At 61.5% G+C, this 16,125-nt stretch carries 13 protein-coding genes; 10 read left to right on the top strand and 3 right to left on the bottom strand.

Annotation, left to right across the window (positions count from 1 at the left end; translation table 11 throughout):
* The first annotated feature begins 26 nt into the window (after positions 1 to 26).
* The 6 genes from ftsZ (at position 27) to ligA (ending at position 9,175) form a co-directional block, all read left to right on the top strand.
* On the top strand, positions 27 to 1,757 hold the full coding sequence (gene ftsZ / locus HJC04_RS07615) for a cell division protein FtsZ (protein WP_210630622.1): 1,731 nt from the start codon (positions 27 to 29) through the stop codon (positions 1,755 to 1,757).
* A 264-nt stretch (positions 1,758 to 2,021) separates the two neighbouring features.
* Positions 2,022 to 2,978, top strand: a complete 957-nt coding sequence (gene lpxC, locus HJC04_RS07610) for a UDP-3-O-acyl-N-acetylglucosamine deacetylase (protein WP_221145548.1) — start codon at positions 2,022 to 2,024, stop codon at positions 2,976 to 2,978.
* A gap of 267 nt (positions 2,979 to 3,245) precedes the next feature.
* Positions 3,246 to 4,115, top strand: a complete 870-nt coding sequence (locus HJC04_RS07605) for an outer membrane protein assembly factor BamD (protein WP_210630624.1) — start codon at positions 3,246 to 3,248, stop codon at positions 4,113 to 4,115.
* 5 nt (positions 4,116 to 4,120) lie between these two features.
* A complete protein-coding gene (gene recN, locus HJC04_RS07600; protein ID WP_210630625.1) occupies positions 4,121 to 5,794 on the top strand; it encodes a DNA repair protein RecN in 1,674 nt (557 codons plus the stop codon).
* A gap of 379 nt (positions 5,795 to 6,173) precedes the next feature.
* On the top strand, positions 6,174 to 6,701 hold the full coding sequence (locus HJC04_RS07595) for a DUF6886 family protein (RefSeq protein WP_221145537.1): 528 nt from the start codon (positions 6,174 to 6,176) through the stop codon (positions 6,699 to 6,701).
* 317 nt (positions 6,702 to 7,018) lie between these two features.
* A complete protein-coding gene (gene ligA, locus HJC04_RS07590; protein WP_221145534.1) occupies positions 7,019 to 9,175 on the top strand; it encodes an NAD-dependent DNA ligase LigA in 2,157 nt (718 codons plus the stop codon).
* Between the two features lie 167 nt (positions 9,176 to 9,342).
* On the opposite strand, the gene HJC04_RS07585 is transcribed toward ligA, so the two are convergent.
* Complete coding sequence (locus HJC04_RS07585) at positions 9,343 to 9,867, bottom strand: GNAT family N-acetyltransferase (protein WP_221145532.1); 525 nt, start codon at positions 9,865 to 9,867, stop codon at positions 9,343 to 9,345.
* A gap of 271 nt (positions 9,868 to 10,138) precedes the next feature.
* On the opposite strand from HJC04_RS07585, the gene HJC04_RS07580 reads away from it, so the two are divergent.
* Together HJC04_RS07580 and HJC04_RS07575 are read left to right on the top strand one after the other, a co-directional pair.
* Positions 10,139 to 10,729, top strand: a complete 591-nt coding sequence (locus HJC04_RS07580) for a 3'-5' exonuclease (RefSeq protein WP_210630628.1) — start codon at positions 10,139 to 10,141, stop codon at positions 10,727 to 10,729.
* Positions 10,730 to 10,809: 80 nt separating this feature from the next.
* On the top strand, positions 10,810 to 11,301 hold the full coding sequence (locus tag HJC04_RS07575; protein ID WP_210630629.1) for a CreA family protein: 492 nt from the start codon (positions 10,810 to 10,812) through the stop codon (positions 11,299 to 11,301).
* A gap of 200 nt (positions 11,302 to 11,501) precedes the next feature.
* On the opposite strand, the gene HJC04_RS07570 is transcribed toward HJC04_RS07575, so the two are convergent.
* Both HJC04_RS07570 and HJC04_RS07565 read right to left on the bottom strand, forming a co-directional pair.
* Positions 11,502 to 11,969, bottom strand: coding sequence for a chemotaxis protein CheW (locus HJC04_RS07570; protein WP_004668786.1), 468 nt, complete (start codon positions 11,967 to 11,969; stop codon positions 11,502 to 11,504).
* Between the two features lie 2 nt (positions 11,970 to 11,971).
* A complete protein-coding gene (locus HJC04_RS07565; RefSeq protein ID WP_221122663.1) occupies positions 11,972 to 13,936 on the bottom strand; it encodes a methyl-accepting chemotaxis protein in 1,965 nt (654 codons plus the stop codon).
* Between the two features lie 387 nt (positions 13,937 to 14,323).
* Here HJC04_RS07565 and HJC04_RS07560 point away from each other — a divergent pair, with 387 nt between their 5' ends.
* Positions 14,324 to 14,923 carry an SCO family protein gene (locus HJC04_RS07560; RefSeq protein WP_210630631.1) on the top strand — a complete coding sequence of 200 codons (600 nt, stop codon included), beginning with the start codon at positions 14,324 to 14,326 and terminating at the stop codon, positions 14,921 to 14,923.
* Between the two features lie 68 nt (positions 14,924 to 14,991).
* Positions 14,992 to 15,870: a 50S ribosomal protein L11 methyltransferase gene (locus HJC04_RS07555; RefSeq protein ID WP_221145530.1), complete on the top strand. Its 879-nt coding sequence runs from the start codon at positions 14,992 to 14,994 to the stop codon at positions 15,868 to 15,870.
* The last annotated feature ends 255 nt before the right edge of the window (positions 15,871 to 16,125 follow it).

Raw genomic sequence — 16,125 nt, 5'->3', positions numbered from 1 at the left:
GGCCAGAGAGAGAAGGAACAGGTACCATGACCATCAAGCTGCAAAAGCCTGACATCACCGAGCTGAAGCCGCGCATCACCGTGTTCGGCGTCGGCGGCGGCGGCGGCAACGCCGTCAACAACATGATCACCGCAGGCCTCCAGGGCGTCGACTTCGTCGTTGCCAACACGGACGCGCAGGCGCTGACGATGACGAAGGCCGAGCGCATCATCCAGCTCGGCGCCAACGTCACCGAAGGCCTCGGTGCCGGCTCGCAGCCGGAAGTCGGCCGTGCGGCCGCCGAAGAGTGCATCGACGAGATCATTGATCACCTGAACGGCACGCATATGTGCTTCGTCACCGCGGGCATGGGCGGCGGCACCGGCACCGGCGCTGCGCCCGTCGTCGCGCAGGCAGCCCGCAACAAGGGCATCCTGACGGTCGGCGTCGTCACCAAGCCGTTCCATTTCGAAGGCGGCCGCCGCATGCGTCTGGCCGAGATGGGCATCCAGGAACTGCAGAAGTCTGTCGACACGCTGATCGTCATTCCGAACCAGAACCTCTTCCGCATCGCCAACGACAAGACGACCTTCGCCGATGCTTTTGCCATGGCCGACCAGGTTCTCTATTCAGGCGTCGCCTGCATCACCGACCTGATGGTCAAGGAAGGCCTCATCAACCTCGACTTCGCCGACGTCCGCTCGGTGATGCGCGAGATGGGCCGCGCGATGATGGGCACCGGCGAAGCCTCCGGCTCCGGCCGCGCACTGCAGGCAGCCGAAGCGGCAATCGCCAACCCGCTGCTCGACGAAACCTCGATGAAGGGTGCGCAGGGCCTGCTGATCTCCATCACGGGCGGTCGCGACCTCACCCTCTTCGAAGTCGACGAAGCTGCGACCCGCATCCGCGAAGAAGTCGATCCGGACGCCAACATCATCCTCGGCGCCACCTTCGACGAATCGCTCGAAGGCATCATTCGCGTCTCGGTCGTCGCGACCGGTATCGACCGGGCGATCAGCGAAGCCGCCGAGCGCAACTTCCAGCCGGCCGCCAGGCCCGCTATCCGTCCCTCCGCGGCTGTTGCTCCGGCAGCGGCCGCAGTTCAGCCTGCCCCGGTGATGCAGGCACCGAAGGCCATCGATCCGATCGCGCAGACCATCCGCCAAGCCGAGATGGAACGTGAGCTCGAAATTTCGGCCCCGCGTGCCGCAGCACCCGTCCAGCAGCCTGCTGCGCAGCAGGAAGTCTTCCGCCCGCAGAGCAAGATCTTCGCGCCTGCACAGGAAGCTCCGGCGATCCGTCCGCAGGTGCAGCAGCAGGCTCCGGCGCCGGTAATGAGCCAGCCGGTGATAAGCCAGCCCGTCCAGCAGCAGCCCATCCAGCAGCAGCCGGTCCGACAGGAGCCGGTTATCCGGCAGGCGGCTGAACCGGTGCGCATGCCGAAGGTCGAGGATTTCCCGCCGGTCGTCCAGGCTGAACTCGACCATCGCACGCAGCCGGCTTCCGCGCATAGCCAGGAAGAGCGCGGCCCGATGGGCCTGCTCAAGCGAATCACCAATTCGCTTGGCCGCCGCGACGATGACGCCGTTGCCGCCGACATGACCGCCGCACCGCCGGCCGCGTCACAGCAGCGCCGTCCGTTGTCGCCGGAAGCAAGCCTCTATGCGCCGCGTCGCGGCAATCTCGACGATCAGGGTCGCGCGGTTCCGCAGGCTCGCATGATGCAGGAAGACGATCAGCTGGAAATTCCGGCATTCCTGCGCCGCCAGTCGAACTGAAATATCGGGGCATCGGCACCGTTCATGCCCGGGATCCAGGTCCCGGGCATTGCTGTTTTTCGGCCGGGAATTCTTGAGCGATATCAACCGTGTGACTTCGTAACAAAACGAAAGAAACAGTGATTTGGATTGGAGCGCCGGCGCACGTAAATATGGCGCAAGAAAACTGCGCTGGGAGTCGTCTGGACGAGACTCTTTCTGCAGAAGGAATGATAACCGCGCCGTGGGACAAGCCGCTGGAGCGGAAAAATAAAGGCAGATTTTATGGCAATTGGCTTGCTGGGTTTTCAAACGACGGTTTCGCGTCCCGTGACGCTCTCGGGCATTGGCGTTCATTCGGGTGCGAATGTCTCGATCACGCTGAACCCTGCCGAAGCGGACACCGGCGTCGTTTTCCAGCGCCTGCACGATAATGGCGACATCACCGAACTGAAGGCCGTCTCCTCGCAGGTCGGCAATACAGACCTCTGCACGGTGCTCGGTTTCTCACCCACGCGTTCAATCGCGACGATTGAACATGTCATGGCCGCCGTCTATGCGCTCGGCCTCGACAATGTCATCATCGAGGTGCAGGGCGCAGAAATGCCGATCATGGACGGCAGTTCGCTGCCCTTCGTCGAAGCGATCGAGCAGGCCGGTCTCGTCTCGCTCGGCGTCAAGCGTCGTTATATCCGCATCACCAAGCCGGTGCGGATCGAGCATGGCGGCTCCTGGAGCGAATTCCGTCCCTACGACGGCACGCGCTTCGAAGTCGAGATCGATTTCGAATGCCCGCTGATCGGCCGGCAGAAGTGGGTCGGCGACATAAGCGCCGCCGTCTTCAAGTCCGAACTTTCTCGCGCCCGCACCTTCGGCTTCATGCGTGATGTCGAGCGTCTCTGGGCATCGGGCCATGCGCTCGGTTCTTCGCTTGAAAATTCCGTCGTCATCTCGGACGACAATACGGTCATCAATGTCGAAGGCCTGCGATACGCCAAGGACGAGTTTGTCCGCCACAAGACGCTTGATGCCGTTGGCGACCTGTCTCTCGCCGGCGTCCAGTTCATCGGTTGCTACCGATCCTATCGTGGCGGCCACAAGATGAATGCCAATGCTTTGAAGGCGCTGCTCGCCGATCCCTCTGCCTACGAGCTGGTCGAGACTTCGACGCCGCGCCAGCGCGTCGCCGCTCGTGAGCTGATCGCCGTCAGCGCTTCGGAATTCACTCCCTGGTCGGCATGACCTCCAGCATATTCTCAAGACCAGGCCGCCTCTTTCCCGGAGGCGGTTTTTTTATATCCGGTCGCACTGGCGGCAACAGGCATTTCTTGCAGATGCGCTGCTGCAACAGATCGGCAAGAAGATGAAAAGCCGGCCAATCCGGCGGCGGCTGCCACAAAAATGCGTTAATGCCTTATCATTGCGTTGCTCTTGATGCACATTTGTGGCTAGAAACGCCAGCGAGGCATGGCTGTCGTGGAGCGAGCGGCGGCAGTGGGGTTCTTTTGAATGGCTTATGCAGGATCTGAAGGTATGATGAAGACAGCGCGCGCTTTGTTCGCATCGCTTCTGGTGCTTAGCGCAGGCGCCTCGATCTCCGGCTGCCAGTCGGATCCCGATATCGACATCACCAAGCTTGGCCTCGAAACCGATCCGCCTGACGTGCTCTACACCCAGGGCCTTGCCAATATGAAGGCGGGCAACATGGCGGAAGCGTCGCGCAAGTTCGATGCGATCGATCGCGAGAACCCATTCTCCGAATGGGCGCGCAAGGCGCTTGTGATGAGCACCTTCGTCAAATACCGCCAGGGCAAGCTCGATGATGCGCTTGCGTCGGGCAACCGTTACATGTCGCAATATCCGAAGTCTCAGGACGCTGCCTATGTGCAGTATCTCATCGGTCTCACCTATTCCAAACAGATCGTCGACGTCACCCAGGACCAGCGCGCCTCGGCCAAGACGATCGAGGCGATGCAGGCGGTCGTCGACAATTATCCGAACTCCGAATATGTCGACGATGCCCAGGCGAAGATCCGCTACGCCCGTGATCAGCTCGCCGGCAAGGAAATGCAGATCGGCCGTTACTATATGGAGCGGAAGGAATATCTCGCCGCAATTTCGCGCTTCCGCATCGTCGTCGAGAAGTATCCGAACACGAACCAGATCGAAGAGGCCCTGGCCCGTCTCGTCGAGGCTTATTACGCCATGGGTATCGTCGACGAGGCGCAGACCGCGGCAGCCGTTCTTGGTCACAACTATCCGGACAGCCAGTGGTACGCCGATTCCTACAAGCTGCTGCAGACGGGTGGCGCCGAGCCGCGTGAGAACAAGGGCTCGTGGATCGCTGCGGCAGGCAAGAAACTCCTGCTCGGTTCCTAAGTCCCATGCTGATCCAGCTTTCGATCCGCGATATCGTCCTGATCGAGCGGCTGGATCTTGCCTTCGAGACCGGCCTTTCCGTGCTGACGGGCGAGACGGGAGCGGGCAAATCCATCCTGCTCGACAGTCTGTCGCTGGCGCTCGGCGGGCGCGGTGATGGCGGTCTGGTGCGCCATGGCGAAGACAGGGGCCAGGTGACGGCGGTGTTCGATGTCGGCATGGACCACGGGGCGCGGGTGCTCCTGCGTGAAAACGGCATAGACGACGATGGCGACCTGATCTTCCGCCGTCAACAATCAGCCGATGGGCGCACCAAGGCCTATGTCAACGACCAGCCGGTCAGTGTGCAACTGATGCGCCAGGCCGGCCAGATGCTGGTCGAGATCCACGGCCAGCACGATGATCGCGCTCTTGTCGACACCAATGCCCACCGCAACCTGCTCGATGCCTTCGGCGGCCTTACTGATGAAGTCGCTGAGGTGTCCCGGCTGTATCGTCTGTGGCGCGACAGCGAACGGACGCTGAAGAAACACCGCGAGAAGGTGGAAAGCGCGGCGCGCGAGGCTGACTATCTGCGTTCCTCTGTCGAGGAGCTCGAGAAGCTTTCGCCGCAAGACGGTGAGGAAGAAGAACTCGCCGAAAGCCGGCAGAGGATGATGAAGGCAGAGCGAATCGCCGGCGACATCGCCGAAGCCTCCGAATTCCTCAACGGCAATGCCTCGCCGGTGCCGCATATCGCCTCGCTGGTGCGCCGACTGGAACGCAAGAGCCATGAAGCGCCCGGGCTGCTCGAGGAGACGGTGACGCTGCTCGATGCCGCGCTCGACCAGCTTTCCAATGCGCAGATGGAAGTCGAGGCAGCGCTGCGCAAAACCGAATACGATCCCAGGGAGCTGGAGCGGGTGGAGGAGCGGCTTTTCGCGCTCAGAGCCGCGTCGCGCAAATATTCCGTGCCGGTCACCGAGCTGCCGGCGCTGGCGGTGCGCATGATCGCCGATCTTGCCGACCTCGATGCGGGCGAGGAGCGGCTTGCGCGTCTGGAAGCGGAGGTCGGTCTGGCGCGAGAGAATTACGATTCGGCGGCGCGCTCGCTTTCCGACAAGCGCCATCAGGCCGGCGCCGCGCTGGCTGCCGCCGTGATGGCCGAACTGCCAGCTCTGAAGCTCGAACGCGCTCGTTTCATGGTCGAGATCACCACGGATGCGCAGGAGGCGCTGCCCGAAGGCATCGACGTCGTCGAGTTCCATGTCCAGACCAATCCCGGCACGCGCCCCGGCTCGATCATGAAGGTCGCCTCCGGCGGCGAATTGTCGCGTTTCCTGCTGGCGCTGAAGGTGGCGCTCGCCGATCGCGGGTCCGCGCCGACGCTCGTCTTCGACGAAATTGATACCGGTGTCGGCGGTGCTGTGGCCGATGCGATCGGCCAGCGGCTGAAGCGGCTCTCTGATCGGGTGCAGGTGCTATCGGTCACGCATGCGCCGCAGGTCGCAGCCCGGGCGGCGACGCACCTGCTGATCTCCAAGGGGCCGGCGGCCGAAGGTTCCGAAAAGATCGCCACTCGCGTCGCGACGATGGCGCAGAAGGACCGCACCGAAGAAATCGCCCGCATGCTCGCCGGCGCTTCGGTGACGGAGGAGGCGAGGGCGGCCGCCAAGCGGTTGCTGGCCGGTAACGGCTGATCGCTGCCGCCGGCAACGGTGACAAGCGTTCGGCTTGACGGATATTGTCCGACCAGCGCTTTCCATTTCTACGATCAAGTTTGGCGCGAACATTCACGTCAATCTCCTTCATCCCTGTGGCCTCAGGGCTTTGCCCGAGGGATGTCACAGAGATCCAGCAAGCTCAAGTCCTTGGGCGCGGAAGACTCCTTTCATTCTGCGTGAGTCATTCACCGCGCAGACGCGCGGTGGCTGGATTCCTGTGACGAGCCCAGGAATGAGGAGGAGAGGTAGGCGAGCTCGTCCGATGCTGAGCCATCCGGCATGCTATACATGCAGCGGTGACAAATATTCCGCTTCACATTATGCCGGTCACTCCGATCAGCGGCGATCCATTGCCATGCGTCTTTTCCATTTCAGTGATGATCCCGACATTGCAGCCTTCGAGCCGCGCCCGGTTCGCATTCCCTCGGCCCGCCCAGCGGGCAAGGAATGGCTGAACGCTCCGCTCGTCTGGGCGATCGATGCTGACCATGACTTCATGTATCTCTTTCCCCGCGATTGCCCGCGCATCCTGATATGGGCAACCTCCGAGACGTCCGGAGCCGAGCGGCGGCACTGGCTCGGCGACCGGCGGGCTGCCGCCTTCATCGAGCGCCAGTGGCTGGAAAAGCTCGAAGCGGAGACGATCCATCGCTACGAGCTGCCGGTCGAGGATTTCGAGGATCTCGGCGATGCAGGCATGTGGGTCGCCCGTACACGCGTCGTTCCCATCGAGCGAACCGCGATCTCGCGCCTCGACCGGGAGTTTGCGCCGCGCGGGGTGGAGCTGCGGGTAGTCGACAGCTTGCGGCCGCTGAAGAGCCTTGGGAATACCGGCCTGCATGTCAGCGGCATCCGGCTGCGCAATGCGCGGGATTGGGAATAGGGCGGGCAGGACGGCGACAACGGTTTCGTGAGCAGAGGTCTGGTGCATACGCCTACCTCAACTTCCCTCATCCCTGTGCTCGTCACAGGGATCCGGAACGCCCAAGTCTTTGGGCGCGAGAGACTGTTTGCCGACCTGTAAGTCATTCACGGCGCGGACGCGCCGTGGCTGGACTCTTGTGACAGGCACAGGAATGAGGGTGGAGAAACCGGCGGGTCGATCTTCCCGATACGGGATATGCAGCCTCTCTTTTCATCCGTCGATTTTGCTCTAAAAACAATGCAGATTTCTGGCCAGATTCTCTGGAGTGATGTTCCATGTCCACCGAAAGTTCCGCCGTCGATACGGTGACGATCGAAGAGGCTGCTGTCGAGCTCGAACGGCTGGCGAAGGAGATCGCGCATCACGATGCGCTCTACCACGGCAAGGACCGGCCGGAGATTTCGGATGCCGATTACGACGCATTGAAGCGCCGCAACGATGCGCTGGAAGCGCGGTTTCCCGAGTTGATCCGTGAGGACAGCCCGTCGCGGCGGGTCGGTGCTGCGCCCTCGGTCACCTTCTCGCCCGTCGCCCACGCGCGGCCGATGCTGTCGCTTGACAACACCTTTTCGCAGGAGGACGTGCAGGATTTCGTCGCCAGCGTCTATCGCTTCCTCGGTCGCCTGCCGGACCAGTCGATCGCCTTTACCGCCGAACCGAAGATCGACGGGCTTTCGATGTCGATCCGCTACGAGAACGGCAGGCTGACGACGGCTGCCACGCGCGGCGACGGCACCACGGGCGAGAACGTCACCGCCAATATCCGGACGATCGCCGAAATACCCAACCAATTGCCGAAGGGCGTTCCCACGGTCGTGGAGATCCGCGGCGAAGTCTATATGGCCAAGAGCGATTTCCTGGCGCTGAACCGGCAGATGGAGGCGGAGGGCAAACAAACCTATGTCAATCCGCGCAACACGGCAGCGGGGTCGCTGCGCCAGCTCGACGCCAAGGTGACGGCGAGCCGCAAGCTGAAATTCTTTGCCTATGCCTGGGGCGAGATGTCTGACATGCCGGCCGATACGCAATTTTCCATGGTGCAGACCTTCAAGGATTGGGGATTTCCGGTCAATCCGCTGATGAAGCGGCTGAATTCGGTCGCCGACATCCTGGCGCATTACGATGAGATCGGCCTCAAGCGCCCGGATCTCGATTACGATATCGACGGCGTCGTCTACAAGGTCGACAGCCTGGAACTGCAGCAGCGCCTGGGCTTCCGTTCGCGCAGCCCACGCTGGGCGACGGCGCATAAATTCCCGGCCGAGCAGGCCTTTACCGAGGTCGAGAAGATCGAGATCCAGGTCGGCCGCACCGGGGCGCTGACGCCTGTGGCGCGGCTGAAGCCGATCACGGTCGGCGGCGTCGTCGTCACCAATGCGACGCTGCATAATGAGGATTACATCAAGGGCATCGGCAATAGCGGCGAGCGCATCCGGCCGGAGGAACACGATATCCGCGAGGGCGATACCGTCATCGTCCAGCGCGCCGGCGACGTCATTCCACAGATCCTCGATGTCGTGATGGAGAAGCGGCCGGAGGCGGCAAGGTCTTACGAATTTCCGAAGACATGCCCGGTCTGCGGTTCGCACGCGGTGCGCGAGGTCAACGAGAAGACCGGCAAGATGGATTCGGTGCGTCGCTGCACCGGCGGCTTTATCTGCCGGGCGCAGGCGACAGAGCACCTGAAGCATTTCGTGTCGCGCAATGCCTTCGATATCGAAGGGCTCGGTTCGAAGCAGATCGACTTCTTCTTTGAAAACGAGGACCCGTCGCTGCAGATCCGCACGGCCCCGGAGATTTTCACGCTGGAGAAGCGCCAGCAATCCTCGCTCACCAAGCTGGAGAATATCGACGGCTTCGGCAAGGTCAGCGTCGGCAAGCTCTATGCGGCGATCAACGAGCGGCGCAGCATCGCGCTCCACCGCTTCATCTATGCGCTCGGGATCCGCCATGTCGGCGAGACCACGGCAAAGCTCTTGGCGCGCTCCTACGGCACCTATGAGGCCTTTGCGACCGCGATGAAGGAGGCGGCACCGCTTTCCGGCGATGCCTGGAACGATCTCAACACTATCGAGGGCATCGGCGAGGTCGTGGCGCGCGCCATGGTCGAGTTCTACAAGGAGCCACGCAATATCGAGGTGATCGGCCGCCTGCTCGACGAGGTGACGCCTACGGAGGCCGAACAACCGGTCACGTCAGGCAGCCCGGTCGCCGGTAAGACGGTGGTCTTCACTGGTTCGCTCGAAAAATTCACCCGCGACGAGGCGAAGGCGAGGGCCGAAAGTCTCGGCGCCAAGGTGGCGGGCTCGGTGTCGAAGAAAACCGATATCGTCGTCGCCGGCCCTGGCGCCGGCTCGAAGCTCGACAAGGCGCGTGAGCTCGGCGTCCAGACGATGGACGAGGATGAGTGGCTGGCGCTGATTGGCGGGTAGGAGATCGGTGTGAAAGCCTTGAGGGTTCCTCGGAGTCATCCTCGGCTTTGTGTCGAGGATCTCCCCTGTATCGATCGTTGCAGATGCTCGGGACAAGCTCGAGTATGACGAAGGAGCGTTTGGCAGGCCCTCCCTGCGTTTGACGTCGGTGTCGATGGCCCTTTGTCTCAAGTCCTCAGCCGCGCCATCGTGTAGGCGTCGACATATTCTCCGGCGCGGTAGGCGAATGCGCGCAGGAGCCCTTCCTTCTCGAAACCGAATTTCTCGTAGAGGGCGATCGCGGCCTCATTATCCGTGTAGACGGTCAGTTCCAGCCGTTTGACGTCGAGCCAGTCGTCGGCGGCGTCGACCATCGCACCAAGCAAGATGCGGCCGAACCCGCGGCCGGTGAAATCGTCATGCACGCCCATGCCGATGCTGGCGACGTGTTGCCGGCGGCCGCCGAGGCGGTTGAGGCCGCAATTGCCGACGATCTTGCCCTCCAGCGTGACGACGAGGTTAAGCGCGCCTGGCGAAGGATTTTCCATGTTCTTGCGGACCTCTTCGACCCGCTGGTAGGGCGGCCGCAGCGTGCCTGCCCGATAGCCCGGCAAATTTATGAGATCGCTGATTTCCTCGGCATCGGAAAGACGGACGGCGCGCACGACGACGCCAGCTCGGTCGCGGGGTTTATTCTCTTCGGTTTCAGACATTGGATGGCCTCCTTGGATTTCAGGGGAGGAGAGCCGGCTTTTCGAAAACTCTGCTCGCCTCGGCAGGGTTCTCGGGATGATCGGACGGCTAGTGACGCACCATCGCTCCCGCGTACCCCGGAAGGGTCGTGGCGATATGATGCATGGTAAGGGTCACAGAGTTGATCATGCGCGGAAGTTTCCCCATCGGTGTGGATGTCAACAGGTCGAAATTTGCCTTCGCGCGCCGCTATGATTATTCCGGTAGGGCAGACGATTCGGATATTTGTCCTTGACGACCATCGCCATCGATTTCGAGACTGCCAATGAGCAGCGCGGCAGCGCTTGCTCGGTCGGCCTTGCCTGGATCGAAGAGGGGCGGGTGACGCGTGTCGAGGAGAGGCTGATCCGGCCGCGCAACATGCGGTTTTCCGGCATGAACATCGCGATCCACGGTATCCGGCCGGAGCATGTCGAGGATGCGCCGGAGTTTCCCGAGGTGATGGACGAGTTCTACGATGATATCAGCGGCGCGACGATGATCGCGCACAACGCGGCCTTCGATTTCAGCGTCTGGCGGGCGAGCCTCGATCTCTACCGGCAATCCTATCCGGAACTGACCTATCTCTGCAGCCTGAAGATGGCGCAGCGGATCTGGCCGCATTTCCTCTCACATCGGCTGAACCTGATCGCCGAGCATCTTGGGCTGCGTTTCATGCACCACAACGCCGCCGAAGATGCGGCGGTCTGCGCGGCAGCGGCGATCGAAATGGCGAAGGCAGTCAAGGCGAAAGCCGTGGAGGCGATCCCGGCGCTGATCGGAATGACGCCGGGGCGGTTGACGGCGAGGGGCTATGAGCCCTGCACCTGCAGGAAGGGCTGAGTGTCCCGCGCCGCAGCGGCGCTTTCTTGCAAAGCCTGTGGGCATGCTTATCTAGGATGCGGATCATCCAGGGAGCCGCCATGTCCAAGCTGCGCACGTTTTTTCTCGCCGCATTTTCCTTCGCTGCCATTTCCGCGGGCGCCACCTCGGCCGAGGTCGTCGGCAAGGTCGGGGTCGACTGGATCGGCAACGACATCATCGTCGAGGCACTTTCCGATCCCGAGGTCAAGGGTGTCACCTGCCACGTCACCTATTTCGATCGCAGCCTGATCGATCGCTTCAAGAACGGCAACTGGTTCGAAGATCCGTCCAACAATTCCATCGCATGCCGGCAGACAGGCCCCATAGAGATCGGCAACATCGACCTCTCCAGGGACGGCAGCGAGGTGTTTCGTCAGGGCATGTCGCTGATCTGGAAGACGCTCGTTGTCAACCGCATTTACGACAAGAGCAACGACACGCTGATCTATCTCGCCCATTCGCGGGAGTTGACGGACGGCTCGGCGAAGATGTCGATTTCGACCATTCCGCTCTATGGGCAGAATGTGACGTGGAAGAATGGGAAGCCATAGTAGGGTTGCGGATGTTAGGAAGGGGGTGAGTCGTCTCCCCAAACTCCCTCATCCCTGTGCTTGTCATACGGACCCAGCGCGCCCAAGTCTTTTGGCGCAGAAGACTCTCCGCCCATCAGGTCAATAGGTCAGATCAGTCACGTCTTCCAAAACGAAAAGGCCCGGACGAGCCGGGCCTTCGCAATCTCTGGTGATAAATATCAAGCCGCCTGATTCAGCTCGTCGGCGATGACCGTATCGAGGTTCAGGAAGCAGACCATGGTCTTCTCCAGCGCGACGATGCCACGGCAGAAGGCGCGCTGGGCTTCCGGGATGATTTCCGGCGGCGGCTGCAGGTCTTCGCTCTTGATCGTCATCATGTCGGAAACCTGCTCGACCAGCAGACCAACCAGCTTGCCCGCGATGTCAGTGACGATGATCGCCGAACGCTCGGAAGGCTCGGTCATCTTCATGCCGAGGCGGCAGGCCATGTCGATGACCGGGATCACCGCGCCGCGCAGGTTGATGAGGCCGAGAACGTAGGGCGGGGTGTGCGGCATCGGCGTCACCGGCGCCCACCCACGGATTTCGCGGATGGCCATGATGTCGATGCAGAACTCCTGGTCGCCCAGGTGGAACGAAACGATTTCGAGGTAGGCGCCTGACTGCTTGATGGCGTTGTTGTTCATGATCAGAATTCTTCCCAGTTGTCCCCGGCGGGAGCGGCGATGGCTTTGGCGGCGGAACCGCCGTTGAATGCGCCCGCGACTTTGCCTATCAGGCTGCGTGCGGGAGAAGGTCTCGAATGCGAGGCGGCCGTTGCCTCTCGCGGCGTTTGCCGGGCGCTCATGCCCTCGCCGGTCTTGAACTGCTTGACCAACTGCGTCAGGTTTTCGGCATCGATGGCGAGCGTATGGCTTGCGGCGTTCGTCTCTTCCACCATGGCCGCGTTCTTCTGCGTGACCTGATCCATCTGGCTGATCGAAGTATTGATTTCGTTCAATCCAACCGATTGTTCGCGCGCAGAGGTTACGATTGATTTAACATGCTCATCGATGCGCAGAACATCCTCGCCGATCTGGCGAAGCGCTTCACCTGCGGCCGTCACCAGTTCGCCGCCGATCTTCACTTCCTCGCCGGATTTTCCGATCAAGGCCTTGATATCCTTGGCAGCACCCGCAGCACGGCCAGCGAGTTCGCGCACTTCCTGGGCGACAACGGCAAAACCCTTGCCGGCCTCGCCGGCACGCGCTGCCTCGACACCGGCGTTGAGCGCGAGGAGGTTCGTCTGGAACGCGATCTCGTCGATGACGTTGATGATCTTGCCGATCTCGCGGGAGGCGCCCTCGATTCGCTCCATCGCGGCCATCGCATCACCAACGACGATGTCCGACTTCGCTGTATTTTCGCGGGTGTGAGAGACCATGTGGCCCACTTCCTCGGCGCGGTTGGTGGCGTTACGGACGGTGGCGGTGATCTGGTCGAGGGCGGCGGAGGTCTCTTCCAGCGAGGCGGCCTGCTGCTCGGTGCGTTTGGCGAGGTCGTCGGCGGCGGCGCGCATCTGGCGGCTGTTCGCTTCGATCGAGCTGCTGTTGATGGCGATGTCGCTCATCGCTTTGCGCAGCGTCACGGTCGTCTGGTTGAAATCCAGGCGCAAGCGCTCCAGCTCGTCGCGGAACGGCTGGTCGATCGTTACGGTCACATCGCCGCCCGACAGACGGGTGAGGCCGGCGCCGAGAGCGCTGACGGCGGCGTTCAGAGCTTCAGCATCGGCAAGCTTGGCGGCTTCGCGGGCACGGTGCTCGGCATCGCTGCGTTGCCTTTCGGTCTGAGTCTGGGCTTCAAGGTCGCGTTTTTCGATGGCGGCGAGGCGGAAGCTGTCGGCGGCGCGGGCCATTTCGCCGATCTCGTCGCCGCGGTTCTTTTCCTGAACGTCGCTGGCTAGGTCGCCGCTCATGATGCGCTGCATGCTCTGGCGCACGGCGCCGATGCCGCGCCGGATCGAGCCGCCATGGACATATTGCAGGACGCCCATTGTGAGGATGGCCAGGACACCGAGGCCGATCTGCAGGATGAGGGCCTCCCGCGATACGGCATTGGCGAGCTCGACATGTTGTTGGGCGAAAATGGTGCCGTCAGCGGCCAGCTTGTCGAGGGTCGCGGTCAGCTCGTCGCCGGCGCTATCGATCGCGTCGTCGATCTTGTCGAAGTCCGCATCGGGCGCGCCCTGCTGAACCAGCGCGACTAGATCGGTCTGGATGGCCTTACCCATTGCGGCGACGTCGGCGTCGTAACTCTTTAGCAGATTGCCGTCATTCATCTCGTCGGCGAGCAGACGCATTTCCTTCGAGCCGCTGGTAAGGGCGGCGAGGGAGTCGCCGATCAGCTTAAGGCGTGCCGGCTCCACCACCTTGTCGTCCTTGTCGACGATGATGTCCATGGCGGCCAGGACCATCGTCAAGTTCGCAACCCGCATGTCATCGATATGATTGACGCTCGTCTGTATTTCGCCGGCGCGACGCAAGCTGGCGTCGACCCGCACATTTTCGTACCAGCCGATGCCGAGCATCGTGCCGAAACCAATGAAGGCCGCGCCGCCGAGCGTCCAGAGCCGCTGGCTGACCGACAGGCTCTTGCGCACTGCTGATTTCGTCATGAAAAGACCTCCCATAAACCGCGCGGGGTTTATCTTTTTCCTACCCTCATGCGGACGTCCGGAGGTTTCGCCACTCGGCAGACTTCATGTCAGAACGGCTCGAGTACGCCGCACGCACCGCTAAATATAGACATGACGGTTTAAGCCTTTCCTAATGGTGTTGATCGTGAGATCGTCGGTTCGGGCAGAAGGGAAGTCGTTCAAGCGCAATGCTTTTTTGATGAACGCCAAGTCTGGCAGGCTGACTTTCGGGTGATCGACGGCTGCGGTCCGTGAGACAATTAATCACGGGTCAAAAAACATATTCTTGAATTGCGCGCCTTCGGCCGAGACGATAATCACGCCGACAGGGGCGGGTGGCAAATCCGCCCGATCGAGGATCACGCCATGAAGACATTCCGCATCGCCGTCTGGATCGGTGTTCTGATACTTGCCGGAGTTCTCGGCGCGGTGAGTTATTCCATGAAGTCGCGGGATGTCGTGGCGGAAGCTCCCTTCGGCGTGCCTTTCACGCTGGTTTCTCAAAGCGGCCAGCCGATCACCGAACAGGCGCTGCGCGGCAAGCCGACGGCATTGTTCTTCGGCTTTACCCATTGCCCGGAAGTCTGCCCGACGACGCTTTTCGAGCTGAACGGTTGGATGGAGAAGGTCGATCCCCATGGTGACAAACTGCAGGCCTATTTCGTGACCGTCGATCCGGAACGCGATACGCCCGAGATCATGAACGAGTACGTCTCCAACGTTTCCAAACGCATTACCGGCATTTCAGGCCCGCCCGACAAGATCGCCGAAGTCATCAAGGGGTTCCGCGTCTATGCCAAAAAGGTGCCGGTCGACGAGAAGGATCCAAACGGCGACTATACGATGGATCATACTGCCTCGGTATTCCTGCTCGATTCAGCCGGGCGGTTTGCCGGAACGATCGCCTATGGCGAAAATCCGGACACGGCGGTAAAGAAACTGGAGAATCTCGTCAGTAAGGGATGACGGCTTCAGCGTGATAGGGCGTTGGCTCGACCGGTGGCGGGCAACGGAAACGGGAAAGACCGCCTATCGTGAGTGAAATCCGCCTTTACGTGTCGACCACCGAAAGCGAGGCAGAAGCGATCCTCGACCTCCTGACCCAAGTCTTCGGCGAAGAAGACTTTGCCATCGGCACCACCGAAATCGATGAAAAGAAGGATGTCTGGGAAGCCTCGGTCTATATGATGACCGAGGACGAGTCAGATGTGCGCTCCCGCATCGAGGCGGCGCTGAAGGTTGCTTTTCCCGATGCTCAGCTGTTGCGAGAAGTCATCCCGGATGTCGATTGGGTGGCGAAATCGCTCGAAGGGCTGAAGCCGGTCAGGGCAGGGCGCTTCCTGGTGCATGGCTCGCATGACCGCGACAAGGTCCTCTCCGGCGACATCGCCATCGAGATCGATGCCGGCCAAGCCTTCGGCACCGGCCATCACGGCACAACGGCCGGTTGCTTGGAGATGATCGATGCCGTGGTGCGTTCGCGCCGGGTTCGCAACGCGCTCGATCTCGGCACCGGCAGTGGCGTTCTGGCGATCGCGGTGCGCAAGCTTAAAAATATACCGGTGCTTGCGACCGATATCGATCCGATCGCGACGCGGGTCGCGGCTGAGAACGTACAACGCAACGGCATCGCGTCGGGCATCGTCACGAAGACCGCGCCGGGCTTTCATTCGACGGCCTTCTTGGAGCATGGCCCATTCGACCTTATCATCGCCAATATTCTCGCCCGGCCGTTGATCCGAATGGCGCCAAAGCTCGCTACGTATCTTGCGCCCGGCGGTTCGGTGATTCTTTCGGGCATTCTCGCGTCACAACGGTGGAAGGTGATCGCCGCCTATAGTGGCGCTCGGCTCCGCCATGTCAGGACGATCTGGCGGAACGGTTGGGTGACAATTCATTTCGATCGGCCTTGAGTTTTCGAAGCTCAAACTCGCCCTGAAACATTTACCGTTGCCAAGGCGCGGCTGCTCGTCACAGGAATCCAGCCACCGCGCGTCTGCGCGGTGAATAGCTTTATGAGCGATTGAAGAGAGTCTCTTGTGCCCAAGGACTTGGGCACGCTGGATTCCTGTGACGAGCACAGGAATGAGGGAGGTGGAGGTTTGCGCGCGCCATGGGAGACAAACTGCTTTTGGCGCTGTCTAAAAACAATAGCTCCCTTCAGGCAA

This window comes from Rhizobium sp. NLR8a, assembly GCF_019685235.1.
GTDB lineage: Bacteria > Pseudomonadota > Alphaproteobacteria > Rhizobiales > Rhizobiaceae > Rhizobium.
This window is presented reverse-complemented; position numbering and strand designations above follow the sequence as displayed.